General features: G+C 60.3%; 28 protein-coding genes and 1 pseudogene. 22 read left to right on the forward strand and 7 right to left on the reverse strand.

Going from position 1 to position 26,705, the window contains the following annotated elements:
• Positions 1-6: 6 nt before the first annotated feature.
• Positions 7-1,374, forward strand: coding sequence for an aromatic acid/H+ symport family MFS transporter (locus DID96_RS29675; RefSeq protein WP_124602795.1), 1,368 nt, complete (start codon positions 7-9; stop codon positions 1,372-1,374).
• Positions 1,375-1,464: 90 nt separating this feature from the next.
• On the forward strand, positions 1,465-2,640 hold the full coding sequence (locus tag DID96_RS29680) for a porin (protein ID WP_124602796.1): 1,176 nt from the start codon (positions 1,465-1,467) through the stop codon (positions 2,638-2,640).
• 218 nt (positions 2,641-2,858) lie between these two features.
• On the opposite strand, the gene DID96_RS29685 is transcribed toward DID96_RS29680, so the two are convergent.
• Positions 2,859-3,731, reverse strand: a complete 873-nt coding sequence (locus tag DID96_RS29685; protein ID WP_124602797.1) for a helix-turn-helix domain-containing protein — start codon at positions 3,729-3,731, stop codon at positions 2,859-2,861.
• Between the two features lie 183 nt (positions 3,732-3,914).
• On the opposite strand from DID96_RS29685, the gene pobA reads away from it, so the two are divergent.
• Both pobA and DID96_RS29695 read left to right on the forward strand, forming a co-directional pair.
• Positions 3,915-5,099, forward strand: a complete 1,185-nt coding sequence (pobA, locus tag DID96_RS29690) for a 4-hydroxybenzoate 3-monooxygenase (RefSeq protein WP_124602821.1) — start codon at positions 3,915-3,917, stop codon at positions 5,097-5,099.
• Positions 5,100-5,343: 244 nt separating this feature from the next.
• Positions 5,344-5,922, forward strand: a complete 579-nt coding sequence (locus DID96_RS29695) for an elongation factor P (RefSeq protein WP_124602798.1) — start codon at positions 5,344-5,346, stop codon at positions 5,920-5,922.
• Between the two features lie 224 nt (positions 5,923-6,146).
• On the opposite strand, the gene DID96_RS29700 is transcribed toward DID96_RS29695, so the two are convergent.
• Positions 6,147-6,800 carry a TetR/AcrR family transcriptional regulator gene (locus DID96_RS29700; RefSeq protein ID WP_124602799.1) on the reverse strand — a complete coding sequence of 218 codons (654 nt, stop codon included), beginning with the start codon at positions 6,798-6,800 and terminating at the stop codon, positions 6,147-6,149.
• 420 nt (positions 6,801-7,220) lie between these two features.
• On the opposite strand from DID96_RS29700, the gene DID96_RS29705 reads away from it, so the two are divergent.
• The 7 genes from DID96_RS29705 (at position 7,221) to DID96_RS29735 (ending at position 11,003) form a co-directional block, all read left to right on the forward strand.
• A complete protein-coding gene (locus DID96_RS29705) occupies positions 7,221-7,469 on the forward strand; it encodes a hypothetical protein (protein WP_124602800.1) in 249 nt (82 codons plus the stop codon).
• 42 nt (positions 7,470-7,511) lie between these two features.
• Positions 7,512-7,718, forward strand: a complete 207-nt coding sequence (locus DID96_RS29710; protein ID WP_124602801.1) for a hypothetical protein — start codon at positions 7,512-7,514, stop codon at positions 7,716-7,718.
• 150 nt (positions 7,719-7,868) lie between these two features.
• Entirely contained in the window at positions 7,869-8,318 is a 450-nt protein-coding gene (locus tag DID96_RS29715) for a hypothetical protein (RefSeq protein WP_124602802.1), read from the forward strand.
• Positions 8,319-8,677: 359 nt separating this feature from the next.
• Positions 8,678-9,487 carry a prohibitin family protein gene (locus DID96_RS29720; protein WP_124602803.1) on the forward strand — a complete coding sequence of 270 codons (810 nt, stop codon included), beginning with the start codon at positions 8,678-8,680 and terminating at the stop codon, positions 9,485-9,487.
• Positions 9,488-9,518: 31 nt separating this feature from the next.
• Positions 9,519-9,785, forward strand: a complete 267-nt coding sequence (locus tag DID96_RS29725) for a hypothetical protein (protein WP_124602804.1) — start codon at positions 9,519-9,521, stop codon at positions 9,783-9,785.
• Between the two features lie 192 nt (positions 9,786-9,977).
• Entirely contained in the window at positions 9,978-10,562 is a 585-nt protein-coding gene (locus DID96_RS29730) for a hypothetical protein (RefSeq protein WP_124602805.1), read from the forward strand.
• A 198-nt stretch (positions 10,563-10,760) separates the two neighbouring features.
• Positions 10,761-11,003, forward strand: a complete 243-nt coding sequence (locus DID96_RS29735) for a hypothetical protein (RefSeq protein ID WP_124602806.1) — start codon at positions 10,761-10,763, stop codon at positions 11,001-11,003.
• Positions 11,004-11,184: 181 nt separating this feature from the next.
• Here DID96_RS29735 and DID96_RS29740 read toward each other — a convergent pair whose 3' ends face one another.
• The 3 genes from DID96_RS29740 to DID96_RS29750 all read right to left on the reverse strand — a co-directional run bounded on the left by DID96_RS29740 (position 11,185) and on the right by DID96_RS29750 (position 12,804).
• On the reverse strand, positions 11,185-11,748 hold the full coding sequence (locus DID96_RS29740; protein WP_124602807.1) for an Hsp20/alpha crystallin family protein: 564 nt from the start codon (positions 11,746-11,748) through the stop codon (positions 11,185-11,187).
• 192 nt (positions 11,749-11,940) lie between these two features.
• Positions 11,941-12,348, reverse strand: a complete 408-nt coding sequence (locus tag DID96_RS29745; RefSeq protein WP_124602808.1) for an Hsp20/alpha crystallin family protein — start codon at positions 12,346-12,348, stop codon at positions 11,941-11,943.
• Between the two features lie 18 nt (positions 12,349-12,366).
• Positions 12,367-12,804 (reverse strand): Hsp20/alpha crystallin family protein, encoded by a 438-nt coding sequence (locus tag DID96_RS29750; RefSeq protein ID WP_124602809.1) that lies wholly within the window; start codon positions 12,802-12,804, stop codon positions 12,367-12,369.
• 521 nt (positions 12,805-13,325) lie between these two features.
• Here DID96_RS29750 and DID96_RS29755 point away from each other — a divergent pair.
• From DID96_RS29755 to DID96_RS29770, 4 genes are all read left to right on the forward strand, one after another.
• A complete protein-coding gene (locus DID96_RS29755) occupies positions 13,326-14,342 on the forward strand; it encodes an RNA polymerase sigma factor (RefSeq protein ID WP_124602810.1) in 1,017 nt (338 codons plus the stop codon).
• Between the two features lie 175 nt (positions 14,343-14,517).
• Positions 14,518-16,446, forward strand: a complete 1,929-nt coding sequence (gene dnaK / locus DID96_RS29760; RefSeq protein WP_124602811.1) for a molecular chaperone DnaK — start codon at positions 14,518-14,520, stop codon at positions 16,444-16,446.
• A 131-nt stretch (positions 16,447-16,577) separates the two neighbouring features.
• On the forward strand, positions 16,578-16,841 hold the full coding sequence (locus DID96_RS29765) for a hypothetical protein (protein WP_124602812.1): 264 nt from the start codon (positions 16,578-16,580) through the stop codon (positions 16,839-16,841).
• Between the two features lie 93 nt (positions 16,842-16,934).
• The gene (locus DID96_RS29770; protein WP_124602813.1) at positions 16,935-17,459 is read left to right on the forward strand and encodes a hypothetical protein; all 525 of its coding nucleotides are present in this window, start codon (positions 16,935-16,937) and stop codon (positions 17,457-17,459) included.
• A gap of 99 nt (positions 17,460-17,558) precedes the next feature.
• Here DID96_RS29770 and DID96_RS29775 read toward each other — a convergent pair whose 3' ends face one another.
• Both DID96_RS29775 and DID96_RS29780 read right to left on the reverse strand, forming a co-directional pair.
• Positions 17,559-18,632, reverse strand: a complete 1,074-nt coding sequence (locus DID96_RS29775; RefSeq protein WP_124602814.1) for an NAD(P)/FAD-dependent oxidoreductase — start codon at positions 18,630-18,632, stop codon at positions 17,559-17,561.
• Positions 18,633-18,976: 344 nt separating this feature from the next.
• The gene (locus tag DID96_RS29780) at positions 18,977-19,795 is read right to left on the reverse strand and encodes an IclR family transcriptional regulator (RefSeq protein ID WP_409333827.1); all 819 of its coding nucleotides are present in this window, start codon (positions 19,793-19,795) and stop codon (positions 18,977-18,979) included.
• Positions 19,796-19,967: 172 nt separating this feature from the next.
• Between DID96_RS29780 and DID96_RS29785 the strand changes: the two genes are divergently transcribed.
• From DID96_RS29785 to DID96_RS29815, 7 genes and pseudogenes are all read left to right on the forward strand, one after another.
• The gene (locus DID96_RS29785; RefSeq protein WP_124602815.1) at positions 19,968-20,945 is read left to right on the forward strand and encodes a hydroxymethylglutaryl-CoA lyase; all 978 of its coding nucleotides are present in this window, start codon (positions 19,968-19,970) and stop codon (positions 20,943-20,945) included.
• Complete coding sequence (locus tag DID96_RS29790; protein ID WP_124602816.1) at positions 20,942-22,216, forward strand: CaiB/BaiF CoA-transferase family protein; 1,275 nt, start codon at positions 20,942-20,944, stop codon at positions 22,214-22,216. Before DID96_RS29785 ends, DID96_RS29790 begins: the two co-directional genes overlap by 4 nt.
• 84 nt (positions 22,217-22,300) lie before the next feature.
• Entirely contained in the window at positions 22,301-23,608 is a 1,308-nt protein-coding gene (locus DID96_RS29795; RefSeq protein ID WP_124602817.1) for an MFS transporter, read from the forward strand.
• Positions 23,609-23,610: 2 nt separating this feature from the next.
• A complete protein-coding gene (locus DID96_RS29800; protein ID WP_185732403.1) occupies positions 23,611-24,747 on the forward strand; it encodes an amidohydrolase in 1,137 nt (378 codons plus the stop codon).
• Positions 24,748-24,851: 104 nt separating this feature from the next.
• Positions 24,852-25,652 (forward strand): group II intron maturase-specific domain-containing protein, encoded by an 801-nt coding sequence (locus DID96_RS29805; protein WP_260464044.1) that lies wholly within the window; start codon positions 24,852-24,854, stop codon positions 25,650-25,652.
• Between the two features lie 147 nt (positions 25,653-25,799).
• Positions 25,800-26,204: pseudogene (locus DID96_RS29810) on the forward strand (IS4 family transposase); the annotation flags it as partial.
• A gap of 37 nt (positions 26,205-26,241) precedes the next feature.
• Positions 26,242-26,705 (forward strand): transposase (locus DID96_RS29815; protein ID WP_148094521.1); only part of this gene is annotated, 464 nt, incomplete at its 3' end.

Genomic DNA, 26,705 nt, shown 5'->3' on the forward strand with positions numbered 1-26,705 from the left:
GCAGCAATGAAGACCTTCGAACGCGTCGTCGATACCCAGGCCTTCATTGACGGCCAACGGTTCTCGCCATTTCAATGGGTCATCCTCGTGCTGTGCTTTCTCGTTGTCGCGGCCGACGGCTACGACACGGCAGCCATCGGCTTCATCGCGCCGTCGCTCGTGCAGCAGTGGGGCATTGCGCGAGTCGCGCTCGGTCCGGTGATGAGCGCGGCGCTGGTCGGGCTCGGCATCGGTGCGGTACTGGCCGGCCCGCTCGCCGACCGTCTCGGGCGCAAGACCGTGCTGGTGCTTTCCGTGGCGTTTTTCGGACTGTGGAGTCTTGCGGCGGCATTCGCCAACTCGGTTGAGTCACTGACCGTCCTGCGCTTCTGCACCGGGCTCGGACTCGGCGCGGCGATGCCGAACGCCGTCACGCTGATGTCCGAATATGCGCCGACGCGCGTGCGCGCGGTCGTCGTCAATGCGATGTTTTGTGGATTTTCCACAGGCCTCGCGCTCGGCGGATTCGCGTCCGCATGGATGATTCCGCATTTTGGCTGGCAAAGCGTGCTGGTCGCGGGCGGTATCGGGCCGATCGTGCTGACGGTTCTGCTGATTCTGCTGTTGCCGGAGTCGGTTCAGTTCATGGCGGTGCGTCGGCGCGCCGACGCAAAAATCGCGCGCATTCTCGGCCGCATCGCACGTGGCGCGTTACTTGAAGGCTGCCGTTTCGTCACCCCGGAGGGCAGCGACAGCACGAAGTGCGAATCGGCCATTCGCGTCGTGCTGTCGCGCCAGTATCGCTTCGGCACGCTGATGTTGTGGCTCGCGTACTTCATGGGCCTGCTGATCTACTATCTGCTGACCAATTGGCTGCCTACGCTCTTTCGCGACACCGGCTTCTCCGGCGAGCGCGCTGCGCTCATGACGTCGCTGTTCCCGCTCGGCGGTGTGCTCGGCAACCTCTGCGTGGGCTGGGTCATGGACCGTCTCAACGCCAACCGCGTGATTGCGGCAACGTATGTGCTGGCCGCACTGATGGTCCTGCTGGTGGGGCGCGGTGTCGGACATCAGTTGTGGCTCGGCACGCTCGTCTTTTTGACCGGCACACTGGTGACGAGCGCAGTGACGTCGATGTCCGCGCTCGCTGCCGCCTTTTATCCGACGCATGGGCGGGCGACAGGCGTCGCATGGATGCTCGGCGTCGGGCGCATCGGCGGGGTGGCCGGAGCGCTGGTCGGTGCGGCGTTGATGGGCTTCGGCTGGCAGTTCGGATCGGTATTCAGCCTGCTCGCGCTCCCGGCTCTCGTGTCCTCGTTCGCGCTGTTCGCGATGATCGGGCGCGGCGGCAGCCTGGCCCAGCCGGGCGCGCGTGGAAGCGTATCCATGCACTAGCGAGGGGGCGCTGTTTGATTCGCCGCCGTTCATTCTGAATAAAAATAAATTAGATATACAAAGTAATAAATCGGTTATGGAGATACATGGATGAAAAAAGCGATTCTCGCATTGGCTCCGCTTTGTCTGTATGGTGCATCGGCGTGCGCGCAAAGCAGTCTGACACTATACGGCGTGCTGGACGAAGGGATCATGTTCAACAGCAACGTCGCCACCGGCCCGTCGCAGGGCGGGCACAAGTGGTACCTCGACTCGCTCAATGGCATGTATGGCAGCCGCTGGGGCATGAAGGGAGCCGAAGACCTCGGCGGGGGGATGCGTGCCATCTTCACGCTTGAATCCGGCGTGAACCTGAATACGGGAGCCGCCGGGCAAGGTGGGCTCATGTTCGGACGGCAGGCGGCCGTTGGCGTGAGCGACCGTCGCTTCGGCGACATCACGCTCGGGCGGCAGTACGATTCGGTCGTCAACTATGCGCAGGCCGTCACGATCCAGGGCTATCTGGCCAGCGAAGTTTTCCAGCATCCAGGCGACTTCGACAACAGCGCGAACTCGCTGCGCACCAACAACTCGATTCGCTACGCGAGCCCGAACATCAATGGACTCACGTTTGGCGCCGAGTGGAGCGTGGGCGGCCAACCCGGCAATATCAGCGGTAACGGCGGCTATTCGGCCGGTGCGGCATACTCCAACGGCGTGGTGACCCTCGCGGCCGCTTACCTGTACTTCAAGAATCCGACCGCCGCCACCGCGGGCCAGGGTTTCTTCACGAGCAACGGCAGCGGGACGCAGTTGATCGGTATCCTGAACAAGGGTTATGCAAGTGCGAATTCTTATCAGGTGGCGGTCGCGGGCGCGCTGTACACAGTCGGACCGGTGCAGATTGGCGCGTCGTGGTCGAACGTCGAGTACGGCAATATCGTGGCACTGGGCGGGGCGAGTGCGAGGTTCAATAACATTGATGCGGGTGTCAAGTGGATGGTCACGCCGGCATTCAGTCTCGGCGCGGCCTACGATTACGCGAAGGGCAGCAACGTCCGCACGCCGGATGGTGCAAACGTCGGCAATCAGCATTTCAACCAGTTCAGCGTGATCGCCGATTACTTTCTTTCGAAGCAAACCGATCTCTACGCCGAGGGCGCGTACCAGATCGCGGCGGGTACGTCGTCCACCGGTGCGCCTGCGGTGGCCAACATCGGCAATGCCGGCGACTCGTCGAACAGCCGCCAGGCGCTCGTGCGCGCCGCGATTCGCCACCGGTTCTGACGCATCGCTGCACGCACAAGCCGATTCTTACACCAGTCGAACAGGGGTATCGCTTGGGCGCGTGTCCTTGCGCCGGGATGCGCGCTCGTCTTGATCGCGCGGCAGGGCAGTCCGGCCGTGGACTGCCCTCCGAAGCCTGCTTCGATACGACTTCGGTACGACAGGTTCTACCGGATCGCGTTAGTGCGACCCAACCCGTCGGGCGGGCAACAGCGAAGTCATTTTCGCTTGCGGAAAGCGTTTGGCGTAACGCCAGTGAATCTCTTGAAGAATCGCGTGAAATACGCCGGCTCCGTGAAGCCCAGAAAGTCGGATACCTGATTGATATTGAGCGAGGTGTAGGTGAGACTGCGCTTCGCCTCGAGCAACAATCTCTGATGGACCAGAGCGAGCGCGCTCTTGCCTGCCATTCGCTGGCAGACCATATTCAAATACACCGGCGTCACGCCCAGGCGTTCGGCGTAGCGGCTGATGGGAAAATGTTCGCGGTAGTGCTTCTCGATCAAGCCGGAGAAGGCCTTCAGGTGGGCCTGGCCACGATCCTGAGATTCGGCCCGTTCCTCGCCCTGTTGATCCTGGCGGCTGACCCATACGACGAGCGCGCTCACGAGCGAGCGAAGCAGCAAGTCCCTTGAAGGCGCAGGGAAGCTGTATTCCTGATTCAGCTGGCTGCACAGGGTGTTCAGGTAAGGCAGGTCGTTGCCGACCGAATAGCAGCCCGGATGCTCCAGCACGCGGCGAGGCGCATCGATCTGCTGCTGAAGCCAGTTCACCAGGGGCGCGGCGATCGTGATCACGTAACCGTCGACCTCCGGAGAGAACTGGAAGCCGTGTACGCACATCGGCGGTACGACCTGGACGGATGGCGTGTTTATCCGGGTTTTCTCGCCCTCGATTTCCAGCTCCGCGACGCCTTTCTGGACATACAGGAGTTGCACGAGGTCCGCGTGCGTGTGTCGCCGGATTTCCCAGTCGTGCAAGCTGCTGCGCTCAGGTATCGACTCGCAGTGCAGCAAGTCGAGCGTGCTCCAGTCAGGTTCCTCTCCATATAGCTTGAAGACGGGGATGTCGTGTTGCGCTGGCTGTTTCATGGTTTCGTCACACGTATATCGGCCCGCAAGGGACTTTCTAAAAGTCCAATTTTAATCGAGAAAATTGCCTTACCAGCGGTTCAGTTTTCCAGAAAAATGCAATTCAACCGTGGCGCCAATGAGTGGGGCTCGAAGAGCAAGGCAGAAAGGTCACGGTGTAAAGGAATACAGGAGACATCGGTCATGAAGACCCAAGTAGCGATCATCGGTGCGGGGCCGTCCGGCCTGCTTTTGGGACAGTTGCTGCACAAGGCGGGCATCGACAACGTCATTATTGAACGCCAGAGCGGCGAATACGTGCTCGGCCGAATCCGCGCGGGCGTGCTCGAGCAGGGCACGGTCGACCTGATGCGCGAAGCGGGTGTGAGCGAGCGCATGGATGCGGAAGGGTTGGTTCACGACGGCATCGAACTCGTTTTCGGTGGGCGACGCGACCGGATCGACCTGAAGGCGCTCACCGGTGGTTCGTCGGTATTGGTATATGGCCAGACCGAAGTGACGCGCGATCTGATGGCGGCGCGCGAGGCCAGCGGCGCGACCACGATTTATGAAGCGACCAACGTTCAGTTGTACGACGTGAAAGGCGAAGCGCCATACGTCACATTCGAAAAAAACGGCGAGACATGCCGTCTGGATTGCGATTACATCGCGGGCTGCGACGGCTTTCATGGCGTTTCACGCAAGACGATTCCTGCGGACGTGCTCACGCACTATGAGCGTGTCTATCCATTTGGCTGGCTCGGCCTGCTCGCCGACACACCGCCTGTCAATCACGAACTGATTTACGCGCATCACGAACGGGGTTTTGTGCTATGCAGCCAGCGTTCGGCGACGCGCAGCCGTTACTACCTGCAAGTGCCATTGACCGAGAAGGTCGAGGACTGGTCCGACGAACGCTTCTGGGAAGAGTTGAAGACGCGCCTGCCGGAGGACGTGGCGGAGAAGGTGGTCACGGGTCCGTCGCTCGAGAAGAGCATCGCGCCGCTGCGCAGTTACGTCGTTGAGCCGATGCAGTACGGCAAGCTGTTTCTCGTTGGCGACGCGGCACATATCGTGCCGCCGACCGGCGCGAAGGGCCTGAATCTCGCTGCGAGCGACGTGAGCACGCTGTATCGGATTCTGAACCGCGTCTATCGCGATGGCCGCACCGATCTACTGGAAAAGTACTCGCAGATCGCACTGCGTCGCGTGTGGAAGGCAGAACGTTTCTCGTGGTTCATGACGAATCTCCTGCACGAGTTCTCGGAGCGCGACGCGTTCGACAAGCGCATGCAGCGTACCGACTACGACTATTACAGGACTTCCGAAGCGGGACTGAAGACGATCGCGGAAAACTACGTTGGTTTGCCGTACGAGGCTATCGAGTGATGGCAACGGCGATGTTTGCTTGATTCGCACTCGTCGTCCATGAAGATGTATCTCGGGGTGCGCCGCCTGGTATCCCGAGATCGTCGATCGAGTCCCGCACGGCGAACTGAATCGACAGGGTCCCGCTTTCGGTTCTCGACGCTCGCCTGAACGAACGACAGCTGCGGCAGCGGACCGGTTGTTGGCGCTCCGCTGCAGTGCTAGGCTGAAGGCGTCATCTTTCCAGCCAGGCGGAGAAAAGCAAATGGTCGAAGCTTCCGAACTGAAGTCGGGCATGGTCGTCATGCTTGGAGGTGAACTTCACAGCGTCGTCAGCGCTGGGTACCACGCCGGCGGCGGCCAGCAGAGTAGCGCAGTCTTTGCCAAGGTCAAGAACCTGAAGACCGGTCACATCAAGGAGCTGCGGCTTCACACGAGCGACAAGCTCGAAGAGTTCGCGCTCGATCGCAAGGAGATGGAATATCTGTACACGGATGGTGTCGCCTTCTACTTCATGAATCCCGACACCTTCGAACAGATCAGTTTTCCGTCGGAAACCATCGGCGCATACGAAAAGTTTCTTCAGCCCAATATGCGAATCCCGGTGCAGCTCTACGAGGGCGAGCCCGTCAGCATTGCATTTCCCGCGGCGGTCGAGTTGAGCGTCGTATCCACGCCGCCCGGCCTGCACGAGCATGAAACCTCCACCTTCAAGACAGCCACGCTCGAAAACGGCATGGAAGTGCTCGTTCCTCAGTTCATTAAAGAAGAGGACACGGTTCGAATCGAAGTCGCCTCAGGAAAATACCTGGAGCGGGTACGACGAGGGACGCGAAAACCGTGACTGCAGCACTTTTTTGTCCTGCCAAAGGCGCCCGCGTCGGCCAACACCATGCAATACTCGCGAAGTATCTTCGGCCCACGTGGCAGCAAACATGATGAACAGCTCGAGCCTGAGCCTCACTTCCGCTGACGTACGCCAAGATTCCAGCGTATGGTTTTCTGCATACAAGTTCGGGTGGGGGTACGGCGCGTTTGCGTTGCCAGGTGCTATCTGCACAATTATGCTCATTCGCCAGCCACGCCGATGCCACTCCATACGACCTTGACGGCTTTGCGGAACGCATGCAATCGCGAAGCATCGTCTTCGCTCCAGCGAAGGAAGATAGCGAGGCCTTGGCAACTGGACACGATCAATGCGCCGCGCAATTCCCGCTCTTCCGTCGACAGTTCCGGATTGATTTCGCCGATAAGCAGCGCAAAGAGACTCGTGAACCGCTTCTGTGCCTCCGTGACGACATCGCGCGCGAATGGCTCGTGCTGTGCCAATCCCCAACTTTCGATCACGCCTGCTACCAATCCCGGTTCGACAAAGTCGGCGAAAGCGTCGTCGATGATCGACTCGAGCCGCGCCTGCGGGGAACGGTTTCTGTTCTCGGCAAACCCTCGAAAGCGTTCGAAGTACCGGCTTGCGATCTCCTCGATTGTGGCGCGCAACAGTGCTTCCCGGGTTGAAAAATAGTGCTGTAGCGTGCTCAGACGAATGCCCGCATCGTTGGCCACGCGGTTGATCGTGTACCCTGCGTACCCCGCGGCAATCAGGACATTGATCGATACATCGATGATCTCGGGCACTCGGGTCTCCCGATTGCCGCGCCGTCGTACGGGTGCGACGGCTTTCGGGTCAAATAGCGCTTCGGAAGTGAGGGTCAGTTTTTTCACGTGTACTCCGTTCTGAGGCACTGACTGTTTCGCAGTGCAGCTCAAAGTTAGCGTCCGGCAACGGACCGTGGAGGCGCGCTTGCCCGGCGGGTCACCAATCAACATCGCAGATCTGCATTTCCTGGGCATCGTGTATTGCGCGCTGCGCGGGTGCTTCGGCTGCTCCGGAATCGCGTCACGTAATAGGTTATCCAACCTTACCCAAGTATAGGTTGGGGAACCGGGTTTTCCCAGGAACCTACACACCAAACATCCTATGGATAAAGGCTGCCGCGGTCGACATCGTTTACCCGGATCCCGAAATTTTCGGGTTTACATATAGGTTATCTAACCTATATTTGACGGTAGGGTAACCGACAAGACGTTCGAGCCAGGAAGTGGCGGGGCACGATGGTCGCGTGGCAGTCAGAGGAGAGCGAGATGGGTTCCGGCGAGAAGTGCTTGCGAACGCTGGTCGGCAAGTGGTTTGGCCCTTCTGCGTTGGCGACGGTACGCGTAATGGAATTCGGTCGCACACAAACGGATCGAAGGCGCTACGTACGCATCGGCGTGGTGCGGGCGGACGGAGGTTTGACTATCGTCTTCTTCCGGCACGAAGACGGCTCGTGGAACGTGTTCCCGGCAAAGGCGAGTACGCCGGCGATGCGCGCTTACCCGCTTGCGGCGTGAGCGACCGATCGGTCGATACTCAGGCGACCTGAGGAGGACGAAATGAACATCCTGAAATTGGCGGCGGATGCCGGAATGCTGGTCGTCCTCGATGGCAGAATCGGTCGAACCGAGTACCGAAGCGTCCATGGAACCCTGGATGCATTCCAGCGTTTCGTACAGTCTTTGGAATCGGCGTTGGCGAATGCTGACGGGTCCGATGTGCGTCGATGTGGGATCGACTTATGCGAGGAGCCTTCGTCATCCTGAATAAATGGCCGGAGCGCTGAGGAGGTTCAAACTCGGACCCGGAATGCGAATCTGGCCGCTGGCCGTGAAATTGGAACGGGTACATGACACGCTGGTGTCAGATCGTGTTCGCTCACACAGGGGAACAAGCTCGATTAAGCGGAGAGGCTGATGAAGGTGTCTGCAATCTATGCATGGGCAGCGGTGCTTACTGTGCTTGCCTCCGGCCTGCTGCCGGCCTCGTCCTACGCCTACGAGCTCGATCCGCAACTCGACTGTCGGTCGAACGCACATGCGTTCATCGCCCCGCTGGTAAAGGATCGGTATATCGATCCGAAACCGATGCGCGTCGAAGCGAACTCAGTCAACGCATTTCGACCGGCGCACGGTAGCAACTTGACGGCATTCGGATTTCGCGTCTATGCGGTCCTCGGGTATGAGCACGGTGATGCACTGTTCAAACGCGGAGATGGTCAGCCAATTACAGACTCGGCCTATGGCGCGGTAGTAGTCGGCGCCGCCGAGTCAGTCGAAGCGCACGCGCGCAAGGCCGGCAGCAGCGCTGTCATTCACGAAGTAGTCCCCCTCTTGCTAACGGCCATTTTCTGCAGCGGACTGTGACGCGCGATCGTCGCCGACTTTCTCTACCTGGACGTCTCCTCGCGCGAACGGCGCGAAGCAGCCACTGCGATCGAATCGGGCGGTGAATCGGACCAACTGAGACGCATGCACTTCTTTCCTTTTCGGTCATCGATCATCTATCATTTTTACCACTTGTGATCGCGGCAGCGTACCGACGTGATATCGAATGGCAACTGAAAGGGTATCGATGATGTCGATGGCAACGGACACGCTATTGGCCCTACAACGCGTACATCGACATTCAATTCATCTCACCATGAAAGCAATTGAAATCAACGCGGGTCAACTGGGCTGCAGGTGAGCGAAGTTTCCGCTACTTCAAAATAGAGAAAACAACAATGAGCGTACAAGTGAATATGCCAACCAAGCCTCGCGCTGCCGGCTTCGCTGTGATCGTCTTTTTTGTTTTCGCACTGGTTTCCGGCGCTTTCGTGACCGTCGGCCCTGGGCAACGCGGAGTGCTTATGACATGGGGGGCCGTCGAACCGGGCGTACTCGACCCGGGCCTGCATTTGAAGGTCCCAATCGCGCAGTCGGTCGCCAAGATGGACGTTCAGGTGCAGAACTCCCAGGATGCGGAAACGGCGGCGAGCCTTGATCTGCAGGATGTGACGACCACGGTAGCGACGAACTGGCACATTCTGCCCGCCGACGCAGAGTGGGTCTATCAGCGCATCGGCAACGAATCCGCTCTAGTCGTCAAGATCATCAAGCCGGCGATCAGCAACTCGGTGAAAGCGGTGACTGCCCATTACAACGCCGAAGATCTGATTACCCACCGCGATCACGTGCGTGGACAGATCGAGGCGCAAATCACCGCCGAACTCAAACCATATCGCCTGGTGGTGGATTCGGTGAACATCACCGACTTCCACTTTAGTACGCAGTTCGCGCAGGCTATCGAACAAAAGCAGGTAGCGCAGCAGCGCGCACAGCAGGCGCAATACGAGTTGCAGAAAGCGCGGGTGCTTGCTGATCAGAAGATAGTCGAGGCGCACGCGCAGGCCGAAGCGCAAAAACTACTCCAGCAGACGATAACGCCTGAGATCATTCAGCAGCAGGCAGTCGCCAAGTGGGATGGCCACTTGCCCGAAGTACTGGGGAGTAGCGGAGTTCTTCCGATGCTCGGAAATCTTGGCAAGCCATAGTGGCTAAAGATGCCGCGAGAGCGGAGCCTCGATGTTCACGCCTGCCGACGAACATTCTCACCTGCACGCTGCCAACGATCATCTGCGCGTCGCGGTCTACCTCATTTCGGCTCAGGAAGACCGGATCGCGCGACACCGGGCGGCGGGACTTGATACGCAACTTGCCGAGGATTTGCTCTCCACGATGCACGCGATTCTTCGGAGCTTTATTCTTCACCGTCTGATCATTGGCAAAACTGTCGAGCGCGAACACGGCTTGTTGTGTCGGTCGACCAACGGCTCACACATCGCAACGTGAAGTTCGTCGTCCGGCCAGAAATGGTCGTACTGATGGCAGCGATCCGGCCGGACGTGCAGAGGACATCCGCACAGCGATTGCGGACCGAACGGCTTGACCTTATCGCAACAATGCGGCGATCAAAACGACCAAATGGAAAACTGAGACGGTCTTACTACAGTCAATCTATAGGTATGCACCGTCCGAACAGTCATGGGCACGTCGACCGCCAATGACCAATTGCAGGAACGGCAATCTGCCGGCCGTTCGAAAGAGCTGAAAGCGGAGTCCGTGGAACCTCGGGTCGCGAGTCGTACACGGCCTGACGAGGCGCTTGACGACCATCGCGTTCGCGAATCGCGCGAGTTGGCCAGGCTGGTACGCTTGTCAGACGAACTTCGTAGACGAAGTGGCGAGATCGCCGGAACGAGTGCGTTGCATCAGTCAAAATGCCTGCTGGTCTATAGCCGCCTGGAAGCATACAGGTGCTCGCTCGCGGTGTTGCTCCGGGTCCGCGGCTACACGATAGACGCCGTTGGCACGTTAAGCGCGTTACGGCCCGCGCGGCGGAAGCGACCCTATATTGCAATCGTCGCCTACATAGAGCCTGCATTGAGGGGCGAAGCGCGATTCATTAACCTGGTGCAGCGTGCGGCCTTACCTTTGCCGGTCTTCGTGTTGAGCCATGAATTGGAGAAAGCGCACAGTGGGCAGAATGAGCGCTCTGACACACTCACTTATGTCCCGTCCCTTGATGCGTTGACCGCCGAGTTGGATTGCACGATCGGACAGCCTTGATGTTTCCCCGAGATCCCCGATGATAGCGTGCGCACCAGCCGCCTGGCGTGGCGTCCGCCCCGTGTCCGGTGTGTCAAGGAACCGCACGCTCATCGCAAGGGAACTCCTTGTCTCATTTCGGTCGTAATCTCAAGGAATGGGATTGCAATTCGAGGTGCAGATCAGCGCGGCGTGTGCGCTGTCTCTCGGGAGAATGAAATGCAAATCGAACACGTCACGGAATACCGTGGTTTCCTGGTCCGTTCGCTCGTAACTTTCATGGAAGGCGGCCGCTACGCGGCTGCAGCCATCGTCGCCGACCGGACGGGCGAGGCGCGAACGCTCGGCGTCGACGGCGATTTCGCTGAAGCAGACGAAGCCCGGGATCAGGCGACCGAGCTTGCGATGGCATGGATCGACCGCCGCAATGTCGTGTCCGACCACTACGTGCGTCGAGCGTAGCCCAGGTGCCACACCCCAGCGCACGCTCTGCCGGGTCCCGCATCGGCACAGATCATTCCATCGCCAGGTAAGCGGAGACGGGGCGACGCATTTGCTCAGGCTTGCGATCCGCCCTCCGACGCCGCCCATGCGCCGAGATGCCGGACATGGCGGACGATTCCGTGATTCCGCTGCGCTTTCTCTATTTGATCTCGATCTTGCGTGCGCTCGACTTGGTCGCTCCGGTCTTCGGCATGCGCAATGTCAGCACGCCCTTGTCGAATTTGGCATCGACCTTCTCGAAATCGACGTCTTCCGGCAGCGGAATCGTGCGCATGAAGGCACCATATGCGCGTTCGAGCCGATAACAGCCATTTTCCTCGCTGCGCTTATCGGCCTTTTTTTCACCGCGCACGACGAGCGAGCCGTTTTCAATCGTCGTTTGCAGGTCTTCGCGCTCCACGCCTGGCAACTCTGCTGTCACGCGCAAGGCATCCCCGTCGTCAACGACATCGATTCGCGGCTGAAAACGCGTCGGCGTAAAGTCACCGAACCATCGGTCGAGCGCACCAAAGCCCGCAAACGGGTCATGGGAGAACTCGTTTGCCATGCGCCATGGATCGAGTGACATGAGCCGCGAGATGTCGGGCCAGTCGGACAACCAGGATGTCAATGCAGTCGAGTTGCCCTTTCCGGCGGCATCGGGCTTTTCATCCGTGTTGCGCAGGAACTTGAACGGGTTCCACTTCTGCAGATCCATATTCATCATGTCCTCCGTTTCCCTGTGACCGGGTTTTAACGTCATGGATACCGTAAGCCACGGGCGCAGAGGTGCAGCCGGGTTCGCCCAGCGCACCGCGATCGATCAGCGTCCAGCCCTCGGGGCGTCGCGGCGCCGGAATGCGGCGCCGCTCCCAGGCCCCGTGTTGCTTGCTCAAGGCTCTTTCGCTGGCCTTGTTTAGCTGGCCTTGATCTCAATGCGCCGTGGCCGAGCCTCTTCGCGCCGTGGAATCGAAAGTTTCATCACGCCGTCCTTAAGGCTGGCGTCGATCCTCGACGTGTCGAAGTCCGGTGAGAGCGTGAACGTGCGTGCGAAATGCGGCACGCGAACCTCCGCATACTGCAGACGCAAGTCTTGCGGCGTCGGCACGACCGCCTGCGCTTCGATCGACAGGCTGCTGTCGTGCACGTTCACCTCGAGCTTGTCCTTCGTCACGCCGGGCAAGTCAGCCCATAACGTAATCCCTTGGCTGTCCTCGAAAATGTCCACAGCCGGTACTACGGTAACCGGACGTGCAGCACCCTCACGCTCGTCGCGCGTGACGGCGCCTTGCTCGCGCTGAGTGAGTTGAGTCGTGTCGTTCATGGCTGACCCTCCGTCGACTTACTGGATCGTAATGGCCCGCGGCTTCGACGCTTCGCGCTTGCCGACGCGGATCATCAGGCAGCCGTTTTCGTAGCGGGCCTGGACCTTGTCGGGGTCGGCGCTCTCCGGCAGTTCGACCATGCGCCGGAACTTCCCGCTGAAGCGTTCCTGCGCGTAGGTGCGCACCTCGTCGCCTTCCGGTGTCACCGGCTCGCGCTCGCCGCTGATCGTCAAAAGCCCCTTGTCGACGGAAACGTCGAGCTTGCTCGCTTCGACGCCCGGGGCGAACGCGACGACCTCGATCGACTCGTCGGTCGCACCGATGTTGACTTGGGGAAAGGCACCTAAGCCGCTCGCGCGAATACTGAAGGGGAAGCCGCCGAGCAGGTTCATCATCTGCTGATGCAGACGATCGAACTCGCTGAACACGTCAGTGCCAAAGTGTAGATCGCTCATCGTCCTATCCTCCTGGCCCGCATCTGGGAGGCGAACGGACGTACGCGCCTTTGTTCGCCCGCCAGACTGTCGGCAAACGAAACACGCAGCGCGCGCAGATCGCGCGACTGCCTGGACGAAAAATAAGATAGGAGCTACGGCAGAAATTTCAAGGGGGCCGCGACCGGCGTGACCCGCGCTTGACGATGTGGCGTCCAGCACCTGTCCAGCCAGGAAAAGTCTTATGAAATCACGTTAGGCAGACGGTGTCGGGCCAGGTTCGAAGATGAACCCAACGAAGCGGGCCAGCTGGAAGCCGGGTTCTGACAGATCCTCTGCGCGGGGATGGACGATCCCGGTTTCGAAGTCCTGATACCTTGAAATTTCCGAAATCAATTTTATTATTGCGTGTTGTGAGCGTAGCGAAGCGGCTATTGCTGTTCTTCGCCACGCGGCAGGAAGGCCGATCAAGCGTGGTGTGTATTTGACCATGGTTGGGCTGCAGCGCCCGGCGAGCCGCGCCGGGACGCATGCAGGGTTGTATGAAAACGGCAGTCTGTTATCGGAACGTGTCGACGCTTTGGCCAGCCGAGCGCGAGAGTCTGATCGACAAGTTGGCGATTCGCTACCTGCGGCGGTATTTGTTACACAATCCGCCCGACCTCGCGCGGCTGCGCGTGGCGCTCGAGCGAAGCGGTCATCGCGGCCACTACCGCACGAGGCTTCGCCTGGCACTGCCGCGCGCCATCCTCGCTTGCGCATACACGTCACCCGATTTGAGCAAGGTGCTCGACCACGTCTTTGTGGGACTCGGCCGGCAGCTCGAGCACCACCGTGCGCAAATGCGCCAGGACAGCTGGCGCCGCAAGGGGCGCCGAACCGGATTGCGACAGCTCATGGCTGCGCTGGACGAGCGCAGGGAAGCGGAGTTCACCCTTTTCCGCGACCTGGTGCGTCCGCTGCTGCCTGCACTCCAGCGCTTCACTCAACGCCAACTGGCTCGCCTGCAGGCCTGCGGCGATCTCGCGCCCGGCGATCCCGTTGCAGACGAGGTCATCGACGAAGCGCTCGCCCGTGCTTGCGAGCAGCTGCCACAGCGCCCGCGCAGGCTCGAACCGCTTCAATGGCTTTATCAGATCACGATCGATTTCCTCGCGGAGGAGGTCGCCCGCCGGCAGCGCGACGCGGGACGTTTCGTCTCCCTGGAAAGCCGGGTGCCGATACAATCGCACGAGGCCGAGGAAGGAGAAGACGAGATTGTCTTCGAGTATTGGCAGCCCGACGAAGTGCTACGACTCGAAGACCTCGTACCGGCGCCGGATGAGACTCCCGAGGACGCTGCGAGCGCCAAGGAGATGCGCCAACTCGTGAACACGCTGCTCGCGGACCTGCCGACGCCGTGGCGCCGCGCCGTGGCGCTTTGCCGGATCGAGGCGCTCTCGCCCGCGGCGGCGGCTCAAGCGCTCGGCACGCGCGAACAGGACGTCGTGACCTGGCTCGCGCATGCCGATGCGTTTCTGAAGGCCAAACTCGTTGAATGCATGGGAGCACGCTTATGAGACTGACTCCATTGCCCGATCGAGTGTTGATCAGGCGGCTCGAACAGGGCGTCCGATCCGGCTTATCGACCGGCGATCAGGCGATGGTCGTCAACGTGTCAAGGAGGACCTATGGCAGCCAAAGACGTGCAGTTTCACGATGTCGCGCGGCAGCGTGTACGGAGCGGAGGGCATCATGGGAAAGATCATCGGCATTGACCTCGGCACCACGAACTCCTGTGTGGCGCTGATGGAAGGCAATCAGGTCAAGGTGATCGAAAACTCTGAAGGCGCACGCACCACGCCATCGATCGTCGCCTACATGGACGAGGACGAAGTGCTCGTCGGCGCGCCGGCGAAGCGCCAGGCCGTGACCAATCCAAAGAATACGCTGTTTGCCGTCAAGCGGCTGATCGGCCGTCGCTACGAGGAAAAAGAAGTGCAGAAGGACATCGGCCTGATGCCCTTCAGAATTTTCAAGGCTGACAACGGCGACGCATGGGTCGAGGCGCAGGACAAGAAGCTTGCCCCGCCGCAGGTTTCGGCGGAGGTGCTGCGCAAGATGAAGAAGACCGCCGAGGATTACCTGGGCGAACCCGTCACCGAAGCCGTCATCACGGTGCCGGCCTATTTCAATGACAGCCAGCGCCAGGCCACCAAGGACGCCGGTCGCATCGCCGGCCTCGAAGTGAAGCGGATCATCAACGAGCCGACCGCGGCCGCGCTCGCGTTCGGCCTGGACAAGAAGGAAAACCGTGACCGCAAGATCGCCGTGTTCGACCTCGGCGGCGGCACCTTTGATATCTCCATCATCGAGATCGCCGACGTGCAAGGCGAGAAGCAGTTCGAAGTGCTCTCGACCAATGGCGATACGTTTCTGGGCGGTGAGGACTTCGACCAGCGCGTTATCGACTACATCATCGGCGAGTTCAGAAAAGACCAGGGTGTCGATCTGTCCAGGGACGTGCTGGCGCTACAACGCCTGAAGGAAGCCGCGGAGAAAGCCAAGATCGAACTCTCGTCGACCCAGCAGACCGAAATCAACCTGCCGTATATCACGGCCGACGCCAGTGGGCCAAAGCATCTAACGCTGAAGCTCACGCGCGCCAAGCTCGAAGCACTGGTCGAAGACCTGATCGAGCGCACGATGGAGCCGTGCCGCATCGCCATCAAGGACGCTGGTGTGGCGGTGGACCGGATCGATGACGTGATTCTGGTGGGCGGGATGACCCGCATGCCGCGGGTGCAGGACAAGGTCAGGGCGTTCTTCGGCCGCGAGCCGCGCAGGGACGTCAACCCGGACGAAGCCGTGGCGGTGGGCGCGGCCATCCAGGGCGCGGTGCTTACAGGCGAACGCAAAGACGTGCTGCTGCTCGACGTTACCCCGCTGTCGCTCGGCATCGAAACACAGGGCGGGGTGATGACCAGGATGATCGAGAAGAACACGACCATCCCGACCAAGTTCTCGGAGACTTTCTCCACCGCCGACGACAACCAGCCTGCAGTGACGATCAAGGTCTATCAGGGCGAGCGTGAGATGGTCACCGGCAACAAGCTGCTGGGCGAGTTCAGCCTCGAAGGCATTCCGCCCGCACCGCGTGGCATGCCACAGATCGAGGTGACGTTCGACATCGACGCGAATGGCATCCTGCACGTATCGGCCAGAGACAAGGCGACTGGCAAGGAAAAACGGATCACCATCCGGGCCAATTCAGGTCTGTCCGAGGACGAAATACAGAAGATGGTGAAGGACGCCGAGGCGCACGCGACCGAAGACCACCGGATGCGTGAGCTGGCCGACGCGCGCAACCGCGGTGACGCTCTGGTGCACAGCACGAAGAAGGCGCTCACCGAGTACGGCGACAAGCTGGAGCCGGGCGAGAAAGAAAAGATCGAAGCCGCAATCAAGGAGCTTGAAGGGGCGCTCAAGGGATCCGACAAGACCGAGATTGATGCCCGAGTGCATGCGCTCGCCACGAGCTCACAGAAACTCGGCGAAAAGCTGTATGCCGACGTGCAGGCGCAGGCAGCCGGCGGCTCGGGTGGTCCGACCGATCAAGCAGCCGATGGCGGGACAAAAGAGGACGATGTTGTGGATGCGGAGTTCAAGGAGGTGAAGCGGTAAGCAGACACTGCAATGCCGTGCTTTGGTGCAGTTCCGAGGTTGTGGCGGGCGAGCCGGCGGGCGGACATCACGTGGTTGCCAGTCCGAGCCGTCAGCTTGTGCGTCGGACACGATTTGCGTGATTGGTGAACATGAAGCTGAATCTGACGATCGATTCCACGCCGTTGAGCATTGAGCTTGATGATGTACTCGCCAGGCTGCTGGCGGTACGGCTGGACGCGCCTTTGGAAGCCGACGCCATGCGCGACGCGATTTCCCGTCATCTGAGTGACGTCGGCGGTCCATGGATGCTTGATGAGGACCATATGCGCAATCGCATTGTGCGTCGCCTTATCCTGGAAATCGTCGATCCGGCGCTGGTCGTTCGCTATCTGATGATCGAGCAGCCGCAGTAGGTTTTCGTCCAATCAGGAAGCACGCGCCATTTGTCGTCCAGGATGGCTCGCGCAAGCGGCACAAGTGAGCCGCTTTACTGTAAGGAGGTCGCTATGGAACTTCACATGCATTCGCACCATTTCACTCGCCGTACGCCCGACTGGCGCACAGCCGTGATCGGCGGATGTGCAGCCGGCGTGGTGCTTGTGGTGCTCGAACTCCTTGCCATGTGGGTCACGGGTCAGAGCCCATGGGGCCCGCCGCGAATGATCGCGGCAATCGCTCTGGGACGTGATGCGCTTGCGCAGCCTGCCACGTTTGACCTGGGCATCATGCTGCTGGCGCTCGTTGTCCACTTTGCACTTTCGATTGTCTTCGCGCTCATTCTGTCAGTGATCGTGGCGCCGTTCAGCTTTGATTCGAGCGTCGGAATGGCCTCGTTGGTGGGTGCTGTATTCGGTGCCGCCGTATACCTGGTCAACTTCTACGGAATGACCCGGTGGTTTCCGTGGTTTGCAGAGGCCAGGGGCTGGATGAGCCTCGTTGGCCACATCGTGTTCGGACTGGTAGCGGCAGACACCTATCTGCGTCTCGAAAGGAGGGAGACAGACGTGAGTGGAACGAAGACCATCAGCTAACGCGGTCCGTGAGGACCGAAGTCAACCTCAGGTACGGCGACGGCGCAGGCGGCACGCAGCCGCGCCGTCGTCTCTCGTTTCGGCTCAGTCTCTGCATCCTCAATCCCGGGTGCCCTGCCAGGGGCGAACGGCGGCCACGCGCTCGGCAAGCTTTGCGTCGTAGCTCGAATGCACATGCACCCGCTTCCTGTCGGGAAATGCATAGGTGTATGCCTTGCGCAGCGCGAGCGAAGCCTCATGAAACCCGGACAGGATGAGTTTTTGTTTGTTCGGGTAGCCGGCGATGTCGCCTGCCGCGAAGATGCCTGGGCGTGAGCTCTCGTAGCACGACGTATCGACGACGATCCGTCCGGCCTGCACGGCGATCCCCCAGTTGGCGATTGGACCGAGGTTCGCGACGAGTCCATACAGCACGAGTAATTGATCGGCGTCGAGGCACACCGAGCCGCCGATCTGGCGAACCTCCAGCGATTCGAGCGTTCCCCCTGGTGCGTTCAGCCCGGCGATCGTGCCGACCACGAAATCCATCTCACCTGCCGCGACCGCCTGATGCAATCGGGCGACGCTCGAGTCCATCGCGCTGAAGCCGCTGCGTCGGTGGACGAGCGTGACGTGTCGCGCGACCGAGCGCAGCGTCAGCGCCCAGTCGAGCGCGGAGTCACCGCCGCCCGCGACCACGACGTTCTTTCCGGCAAAGCTGTTCATGTCGGAGACGCTGTAATGGACGGACCGGCCCTCAAGGAGCGCAGCCTCGTCGAGGGTGAGCCGCTGCGGCACGAACGCGCCGTTGCCGGCAGCAATCAAGATCGCCGCGGCGTCAAACGCGCAGCCCCTATCGGTACGGGCAAGCCATCGACCGCCCTCGAGCGGATCGAGCGTCTCGATGCGCTGCCCGAGATGCATCGGGGGATCGAAGGGCCGGCATTGTTCGACGAGACGATCGACGAGATCGCGCGCGGTGCACGATGGTATGGCAGGAATATCGTAGATCGGCTTGTCCGGATATAGCTCGATACACTGGCCGCCGGGGTATTCGATCCCGTCGACGATCCGGCACGAGAGACCGATCACACCTGCCTCGAACGCGGCAAACAGGCCAACGGGACCTGCGCCGACGATCAGCACGTCGGTGCGTAAAGGACTTGAGACCGACGAATTTTCTGGGGACATCACGCGTATTCCCATGGACTACCCCAAAGTTCAGCGAGTATGGCCCAGCCTGCTTCAAGCCGTCATCGCAAACGGTTATTTTATATCTTGTAGCGATGACACTACTTTTGTGCTTGTCAATCTCACTATTATTTTGCCAGGTAACGCCACCAGGATTTTTTCAAGATAGCCAGAGCCCAGTTGATACAAGGGGTTCGGCACATCGGGGCGCTTTGACAGATGAGGGTGGACGACTACCACTGTGTAAAGCAACCGAAGTGCCATGGTCGATAGCGACATGTTAAGGAGCTAACGGACGCAGCTTGCGTTGCCCTCGTCGTCGCGGACGCAGCGGCGTTCGGCTAAAGTTAGCCACCGGCATCGGCATCCCGTGTTTTGCTGTCGACAGAGTCTTCATGAGCGAATCTGGCGATACTCGCATCGTATCTCGCTCCCGTACCACCCAGGGTGACCGTCGCACGCTTCGCGCTGTCAAGCAAAGCCCTCAGCGCAACGTTGATGGTGGATGGAACGTCGAATCTGCCTTTCGGTCCTGATAGAGTCAGAGCGCCCACCAGTTCACCTGTCGAATCGAACACAGGCACCGATGCTGACGCTGTCTCAGGATCGCGTTCGCCGAATGACACCGCCCAGAGTTGCTCGCGCACGTCATTCCAGCGCGAGTCCAGCGACTCAGTGAATGCGAGCAGCACTTTGCCGGACGCGCCCTTGTCGATCGCGAATTCCTCGCCAACACGTATCGAGACCCGTACGCTTCTTGACGGCTCGACGCGGTACAGCACTAACCGATGGTCACCCTGCCTGACGTAGAAGGATGCCGTCTCGCCCAGGTCCCGACTCAACTGCTGGAGGATAGGTTCGACAACCGGACCGACTTGAAAAGACCGTTGATAGAGCGTTGCTAGGCGAAGTGGTTGGTGGCCGATCGCGTATTGCCCGTCCTTCAGCTTCCGTATGAATCCGCCATGCTCCAAAGCACCGAGCAGGCGCAATACCGTGCTCTTGTACAAGCCGGTTCGACGCGAGAGTTCGGTTAGCGTCAACTGGTCATCAGTCGCTCCAAAGGCGTTGAGAATCGCGAACGCTCGATCCAGGACGGCAACGCCACTCGACGTTTCAGACGCGTCGACCGGCGACTCTGTCGTCGTAAGCGTATTGATAGGCACGTTTTTCCTCCTTGCTCGTAGCATCACTCTACAGTTCCGTCTGACAGAACTCAAGTTCTATTATTTGCGAAATTCGGGGGTTTACCCGCCTTAACCCACCACGAGTGTACGCATATAGTTCTTTCAGATAGAACATTGGTCTGTCAGATAGAACAAGGAGTCGGTGGTGAGTATGTCTAATCCCAAGGTGTTGATCAGCGAAGTGGGGCCGCGCGACGGCCTGCAAAGCATTAAGCGCGTCATGCCGACAGAGGCCAAGCTGCGATGGATCGCCGCGCTGGCCGCCGCTGGGCTGAAGGAGATCGAGGTGGGCTCGTTCGTACCGCCGAAGCTGCTGCCGCAAATGGCCGACATCCGTGAGGTTGTGGCTCATGCGCTGTCGATTCCGGGCCTGCATGTGGCGGTCCTCGCGCCGAATCTGCGTGGTTCGCAAGGTGCGTTCGAGGCCGGTGTACACAAGGTAACGCTGCCCGTCTCCGTGACCAACGAGCACTCGATGGCCAATATCCGCAAGACGACGGCGCAGATGATCGAAGAGGTTCGCAGCATCGTCGCATTGCGCAACGAGCAGTTTCCCGGCGTGCAGATCGAAGCGGGTGTGTCGGTCGCATTTGGCTGCACGATCGCTGGGACGGTCACCGACGACGAGACGATGCGCATGTGCGTCGCGATGGCCGAGTGCGGCGTGGACGAGATCGGTCTTTCCGATACCAGCGGCTACGCCAACCCGGCGCAGGTTCGTCGCCTGTTCCGCCGATTGCAATCTGAACTCGGGGCCAAGGCGGGCGGGGCGCACTTTCATAACACGCGCGGTCAGGGACTGGCCAATGTGATTGCCGCGCTTGACGTTGGCGTCACCACGATCGATTCGAGCCAGGCTGGTCTTGGCGGCTGTCCGTATGCGCCGGGCGCTACCGGAAACATCGTCACGGAGGATCTTGCCTTCTTGCTGGAAGCCATGGGCTATGACACGGGCGTGGACATCGACAAACTGATCGCAGCGCGCGCGATTCTGGCCGAATCTTTGCCGGAAGAGTCTTTGTACGGACACGTGCCGGATGCCGGGCTGCCCAAGGGATTCACGTACTCAGACGGGCGCGTACCGAGCGCGCCGCAACCGGAAGGCTGTTTGTTGGGAGTTGCGCAATGAGCGAAGTGCAAGCGAATCAATCTCTGCCGTACAGCGGCGTACGTGTAGTCGAGATGACGCACATGGTAATGGGACCGACATGCGGCATGGTCCTGGCTGATCTGGGTGCGGAAGTGATCAAGGTTGAACCGATCGCCGGTGACAGCACGCGCGCTCTTCGAGGGTCCGGAGCCGGCTTCTTCAGTACCTTCAATCGGAACAAGAAGAGCATTGCCGTCGATGTGAAGGATGCGCGCGGGGTCGAGATCGTGCACAAGCTGCTTGCCGGTGCGGACGTCTTCAGCGAAAACTTCAAGAGCGGCACGATGGACAAACTGGGCCTCGGATATGCGGCGCTTTCCAGGCTCAATCCGCGTCTCGTCTATGTGTCGCACAAGGGGTTCCTGCCCGGCCCTTACGATCACCGCACTGCGCTCGACGAGGTCGTGCAGATGATGGGTGGCCTCGCCTACATGACGGGACCGGAAGGGCGTCCGCTGCGGGCTGGCACGAGTGTCAACGACATCATGGGCGGCATGTTTGGCGCAATCGGCGCGATGGCGGCGCTCGCTCAACGCGATCGCACCGGACACGGCCAGGAGGTCCAAAGCGCGCTATTCGAGAACAACGTGTTTCTCGTCGCGCAACACATGATGCAGTTCGCCGTGACAGGAAAAGCTGCAGCGCCGATGCCGAGCCGGATCTCCGCCTGGGCCATCTACGACGTGTTTTCAGTCAGGAACGGCGAACAGATCTTCCTGGCGGTTGTGTCCGATACACAATGGGCGATCTTCTGTGACGCGTTTGGTCTGTCAGCACTGAAGGCGGACGAGCGCATCGGGACGAATAATCAGCGGGTGCAGGCGCGCGACTGGTTACTTCCGCAGCTTCGCAAGCACATGGAAGCATTCACTGCAGCCGAGATCAGCGCGATCTTCGAGCGCTGCGGATTGCCGTACGCGCCGATTACCAAGCCTCAGGATCTGTTTGACGATCCCCATCTGCTTGCAACCGGGGGGCTTGCCGATGTGACGTTGCCGTCCGACGCCAGTGGCGCTGGCCAACCCGTATCCACGAAAACAGCGTTGCTGCCCCTGACGCTTGGCGGGGAGCGGCTGCAACTGCGTGCAGCACCGCCCTCACTCGGTCAGGACACGCGAGCGCTTCTCATGCAACTTGGTTACACGTCAGAGGACCTCAGGCAACTGACCGAAGCGGGCGTCGTCAGGTGTCAGAACCGGCAGCCTGGCGATGCGGCGAGCCCGTCGGCGAACGAACTCGCCAGTGCCTGACACGCGAACAGCACACAAAGAATCGCTGCGCCGCGCGTGGGCGGTATGGTTCAACTCGGCCAGTGATTCGACAGGAGACGACACATGACATCCATATCCTCGAATCTGGCAACCGACAGTCCTGCCGATTCCAGTCTTGAACAGCAGGCAGTGAAAAAGGCTGCGTGGCGCTTTATCCCGCTTCTCGCGCTCGCATACTTCTTCAATTACCTGGATCGCACCAGTGTTGGCTTCGCTGCGCTGACAATGAACCGCGACCTTGGTCTGACCGCCACGCAGTTCGGCTGGGGTGCCGGCATCATGTTCGCTGGCTACTGTCTCTGCGAAGTGCCGAGCAACCTTGCGCTGTATCGCTTCGGCGCGCGGCGCTGGCTGGCGCGCATCATGATCACGTGGGGTTTTTTCGCGGCGGCCACGGCGCTTGCGGTGGGACCGACCAGCTTCTATGCGATCCGCCTTTTGCTGGGCATCGGCGAAGCCGGCTTTTTTCCCGGCGTGATTTTCTTCCTCGCAGTCTGGTTTCCGGCAAGCTATCGGACCCGCGTGCTCGCATGGTTCACCGTCTCCACGCCGCTCTCGTCACTCGTGGGCGGTCCGCTTTCGACCTGGCTGCTCAAGTTGGACGGCTTCCTTGGGCTGGCTGGCTGGAAATGGATGTTCATTGTGGAGGGTTTGCCGGCGTGCGTGCTCGGCTTCCTCGTGCTGAAAATGCTCGCGGACAAGCCCGCCGATGCCGCGTGGCTTTCGGCACAGGAGCGGCAAGCGCTGCAGAGCGCTTTCGATCGCGAGGGCACAGCCAGTCAGAAGAAGAAGGACTTCGCTGCCGCGTTGAAGGATGTGCGCACGTACATCCTCGCGATGATCTCGTTCGGTTTCACGATGGGCTCATACGGTATCGGCATCTGGCTGCCGCAGATGCTCAAGGCTCACGGCATGAGCGTGACGCAGACCGGCTGGGTTTCGGCGGTACCGTATTTCTTTGCAACCATTGCATTGCTCTGGTGGGCCAGGCGTGTTGATCGACGCGGTGGACACGTCGCGAATCTGGCGGCGGGTCTTTTGATCGGGGCCGTGGCGCTAGGCGTGTCGACCCACTTCCATCAATTGGTGCCCGCCATGACCGGCATCACACTGGCGCTCATCGGTACGATCGCAGGGCGCACGATTTTCTATACGTTGCCGGCGAGGTTTCTCTCGGGGCAGGCCGCTGCCGGCGGCCTGGCGCTGATCAATTCGATTGGCGCGCTGGGCGGGTTTGCGGGACCGTACCTCGTGGGCTATCTCAAGGACAGCTTCGGTACGTTCACGGCCGGGATGATCGGTCTGTCGGTCGTACTGCTCGTCACGACCTTGCTGACCCTCTCGCTCTACGCCTTCAACACGGAGAAGTGACGATGACACAGCTTCGTTCGCCCCGACGACGCCGACTCCTCGGCGTGGCGGCGGCATCGATCATGATCCCCGCCGTTACTGCGCGGCAGGGGCTCGCAAAAGAGGAAACGCGCAGCATGAGCACGACCAGCAACTACCTTCCCGTTCGCGCGGCGTGGCTCGCCTCGGGGACCGAAGCCGCACTCGAACCGGACATGCCGATCATCGACGCGCATCATCACTTCTATGAGCGCTCGGGATGGACGTACTTGCTCGACGAATATCTAGAGGACGCGAGATCGGGCCACAACATCACCGCGTCGGTGTACATGCAGGCACTGACGCGGTACCGGAAATCCGGTCCCGACCCATTGCGCCCGGTCGGCGAAATCGAATACGTGGTCGAAGCAACCGCACCGTTGCAGAACGGCAAGCCACAGGTCGCAAAGGGTATCGTGGGGTACGCAGACCTTCGTCGTGGTGCAGAGGTGCGCGAGGTTCTTGAGGCGGAGCTTCAGGCCGGCGATGACCGCTTGCGTGGCGTGCGGCACCTTGTGACGTGGGACGCAGACCCAACGCTCGTGAATCCATTGTCGGCCGCGCCGCGTGGACTGCTGCTCGATCCGAACTATCGCGCAGGCGTTGCGCAACTCGGGGCACTGGGTCTCTCCTATGATGCATGGCTTTTCTTCCCCCAATTGCCCGAGCTGTTCGATCTGGCGAAGGCCTATCCCGACACGCCGTTCATCATCAACCATTGCGGCGGCGTCGTGCGGATCGCCAGCTACGCAGACAAACGCAAGGAAGTGTTCGACGCATGGTCACGTTCGATGCGCGAACTGGCGCAGTTGCCCAACGTGTATGTGAAGCTCGGTGGCCTGGGCATGCGCATCAACGGGTTTGACTTCGAGAGAGGCGAGCGGCCGCCTTCATCGAGCCACCTCGCCGAGACGTGGAAACCGTGGATGTACACGTGTATCGAGGCTTTCGGCGCGGAGAGGTGCATGTTCGAAAGCAATTTCCCCGTCGATAAAGGCTCATACCCTTACAGCAACGGCTGGAATGCGTTCAAGCGTTTGACCGCACAGGCGAGCGCGCAGGAACGCGAGGCGTTATTTCGTGGGACTGTGAAAAATGTCTACCGGCTACTGAACGTGTGATTCAGGCAGTTCCCGCGCCAGGTGGGTGTGGCGATCCATCCGGTCGGACTCGTGGGATGGGACTTGCTTAATCTCTGGTTCCAAGTGCAACGGACGTGCTGTGCATGTCTGCTCCGCTAAAGTGTGGTCTTGGTCATGCGTTGCTCCGATCGCGAGTTTGGGCATGCAATCATTCTGTCGAGATAAGAAAAGTTATCAAAACAGCAGGTAAAGTCTGTGTCCCGCAAGGAGGTCCGTTCAGCCCGCTCGCCGCGAACATCTACTTGAACGAGATCGACTGGATGTTCGACGAGATTCGCCGCAAGACGGCGCAGGGACCTTTCGAGGCAGTGAACTATCACCGGTTTGCTGACGATATCGTCGTCACCGTCAGCGGCCACCACACGAAACGCGGCTGGGCAGAATGCGCCCTGCTGCGTCTGCGGGAACAACTCGTGCCACTTGGCGTCGAGTTGAACACGGAGAAAACCACGGTGGTGGACAAGCTGCACGGGGACGCCTTTGGGTTCCTGGGGTTCGACCTGCGTCGCGTGCGCAAACGAGCGGGGAACGGATACTTCATTCGGATGACCACCAAGAAGAAGGCCCGCCAAGCCATCAAGGCGAAGATTCGCGACATCATCAGGCACGGAGGCTCGACTCCGGCCGTGAAGCTGATCGCGAAACTCAACGCCGCAGTAGCGGGTTGGGTCAACTACTTTCGGGTCGGCAACGCCAGTCGCGCCTTCAGTGAGGTGCGCGACTATCTGGAGATGAAGGTGCGAACTCTGCTGACGCGGCGCAAGCGACGCCAGAAGCGGAGTGTCGGGTGGCGGCGATGGAGTAACGAGTACCTCTACGGTGTCTTGGGCTTGTACTGGGACTGGAAAACGCGTCCGCTGTCGGGCGCGGAGGAGTTCGCGTAAAAGTGGCCGTCGCACCGACAGGACCCATAACCCCTGCGATGAATCTTACTGGGTGAGCTGCTTGAGGGAAAACCTCACGATCAGTTCTTATGGGGAGGGGCTGGAAACGGGCCGGGCTCACCCGTACCGCGCCAGTTCCTTACCCGACAGATTCTGTTCAATGTGCTGAAGAACGTTGCCGTGTCGAGGCGCTGCAATTGGGCGCGATCGAACGGCTCGAACGCGCGTTGGCACTGTATCTGGTCGTGGCTTGGCGGATCACCCATCTGATGCATATGGGCCGAAGCTGCCCCGATTCTGGATGCCGAACTGTGTTTCGATGCCGATGAAATTCGCGGCGCGTATTTGCTGACCGACGTCAAGCAGCCGGCCAAGCCCAAGCTCAACGAGGTGCTGCGCCTGGGCGGATTCCTCGGCCGCAAGGGCGACGGCGAACCCGGCGCAAAAGCCATCTGGCCGGGACTCAAAGAGGTTCATGTCGCTGCCAAGACATTGCAGAAGTTACGAGCCGGCGGTCACCCCCGGCGTCAGAATAGTTGTCGTGTCGTTTGATTCTTAGACATGGTCCGGGGCGGTAGAATCGGCATGAATGAAAGCCTACTCAGCAGAAAGAAGAGAAGCTCTGGTGCGTCGCATGATGCCGCCGGAAAACGCTCCGGTATCCGCGCTGGCGCGAGAAACGGGCATCACCGAACAGACGTTGTACACGTGGCGCCGACAGGCGAAAGGGCAAGGACTGGCCGTGCCGGGCGATGGAAAGAATCCCGAAGGATGGTCTTCGGAAGACAAGTTTGCCGTCGTGTTGGAAACAGCTCCGCTCAATGCAGCGGAGCTGGCCGAGTACTGCCGTCGCAAAGGTCTATATCCCGAGCAGATTGCTGCGTGGCGAGCGGCCTGTATGGGCGCCAACGCGAATGCTGCGGAGCAGGCGCGCGAGCAACGTCAACATTCCAAAGAAGACAAGCGACGCATCAAGCAACTCGAGAAGGAATTGCAGCGCAAGGAGAAGGCACTGGCCGAAGCGGCGGCGCTGCTGGTTCTCAGAAAAAAAGT

The organism is Burkholderia sp. Bp8963 (genome assembly GCF_003854275.1).
Taxonomy (GTDB): domain Bacteria; phylum Pseudomonadota; class Gammaproteobacteria; order Burkholderiales; family Burkholderiaceae; genus Burkholderia.

What these genes read in the sequence shown, in the direction of transcription:
- DID96_RS29675 (WP_124602795.1), top strand. Translation starts at nt 7, where the DNA reads ATGAAGACCTTCGAACGCGTCGTCGATACCCAGGCCTTCATTGACGGC.
- DID96_RS29680 (WP_124602796.1), top strand. Translation starts at nt 1,465, where the DNA reads ATGAAAAAAGCGATTCTCGCATTGGCTCCGCTTTGTCTGTATGGTGCA.
- DID96_RS29685 (WP_124602797.1), bottom strand. Translation starts at nt 3,731, where the DNA reads ATGAAACAGCCAGCGCAACACGACATCCCCGTCTTCAAGCTATATGGA.
- pobA (WP_124602821.1), top strand. Translation starts at nt 3,915, where the DNA reads ATGAAGACCCAAGTAGCGATCATCGGTGCGGGGCCGTCCGGCCTGCTT.
- DID96_RS29695 (WP_124602798.1), top strand. Translation starts at nt 5,344, where the DNA reads ATGGTCGAAGCTTCCGAACTGAAGTCGGGCATGGTCGTCATGCTTGGA.
- DID96_RS29705 (WP_124602800.1), top strand. Translation starts at nt 7,221, where the DNA reads ATGGGTTCCGGCGAGAAGTGCTTGCGAACGCTGGTCGGCAAGTGGTTT.
- DID96_RS29710 (WP_124602801.1), top strand. Translation starts at nt 7,512, where the DNA reads ATGAACATCCTGAAATTGGCGGCGGATGCCGGAATGCTGGTCGTCCTC.
- DID96_RS29715 (WP_124602802.1), top strand. Translation starts at nt 7,869, where the DNA reads ATGAAGGTGTCTGCAATCTATGCATGGGCAGCGGTGCTTACTGTGCTT.
- DID96_RS29720 (WP_124602803.1), top strand. Translation starts at nt 8,678, where the DNA reads ATGAGCGTACAAGTGAATATGCCAACCAAGCCTCGCGCTGCCGGCTTC.
- DID96_RS29725 (WP_124602804.1), top strand. Translation starts at nt 9,519, where the DNA reads ATGTTCACGCCTGCCGACGAACATTCTCACCTGCACGCTGCCAACGAT.
- DID96_RS29730 (WP_124602805.1), top strand. Translation starts at nt 9,978, where the DNA reads ATGGGCACGTCGACCGCCAATGACCAATTGCAGGAACGGCAATCTGCC.
- DID96_RS29735 (WP_124602806.1), top strand. Translation starts at nt 10,761, where the DNA reads ATGCAAATCGAACACGTCACGGAATACCGTGGTTTCCTGGTCCGTTCG.
- DID96_RS29740 (WP_124602807.1), bottom strand. Translation starts at nt 11,748, where the DNA reads ATGAATATGGATCTGCAGAAGTGGAACCCGTTCAAGTTCCTGCGCAAC.
- DID96_RS29745 (WP_124602808.1), bottom strand. Translation starts at nt 12,348, where the DNA reads ATGAACGACACGACTCAACTCACTCAGCGCGAGCAAGGCGCCGTCACG.
- DID96_RS29750 (WP_124602809.1), bottom strand. Translation starts at nt 12,804, where the DNA reads ATGAGCGATCTACACTTTGGCACTGACGTGTTCAGCGAGTTCGATCGT.
- DID96_RS29755 (WP_124602810.1), top strand. Translation starts at nt 13,326, where the DNA reads ATGAAAACGGCAGTCTGTTATCGGAACGTGTCGACGCTTTGGCCAGCC.
- dnaK (WP_124602811.1), top strand. Translation starts at nt 14,518, where the DNA reads ATGGGAAAGATCATCGGCATTGACCTCGGCACCACGAACTCCTGTGTG.
- DID96_RS29765 (WP_124602812.1), top strand. Translation starts at nt 16,578, where the DNA reads ATGAAGCTGAATCTGACGATCGATTCCACGCCGTTGAGCATTGAGCTT.
- DID96_RS29770 (WP_124602813.1), top strand. Translation starts at nt 16,935, where the DNA reads ATGGAACTTCACATGCATTCGCACCATTTCACTCGCCGTACGCCCGAC.
- DID96_RS29785 (WP_124602815.1), top strand. Translation starts at nt 19,968, where the DNA reads ATGTCTAATCCCAAGGTGTTGATCAGCGAAGTGGGGCCGCGCGACGGC.
- DID96_RS29790 (WP_124602816.1), top strand. Translation starts at nt 20,942, where the DNA reads ATGAGCGAAGTGCAAGCGAATCAATCTCTGCCGTACAGCGGCGTACGT.
- DID96_RS29795 (WP_124602817.1), top strand. Translation starts at nt 22,301, where the DNA reads ATGACATCCATATCCTCGAATCTGGCAACCGACAGTCCTGCCGATTCC.
- DID96_RS29800 (WP_185732403.1), top strand. Translation starts at nt 23,611, where the DNA reads ATGACACAGCTTCGTTCGCCCCGACGACGCCGACTCCTCGGCGTGGCG.
- DID96_RS29805 (WP_260464044.1), top strand. Translation starts at nt 24,852, where the DNA reads ATGTCTGCTCCGCTAAAGTGTGGTCTTGGTCATGCGTTGCTCCGATCG.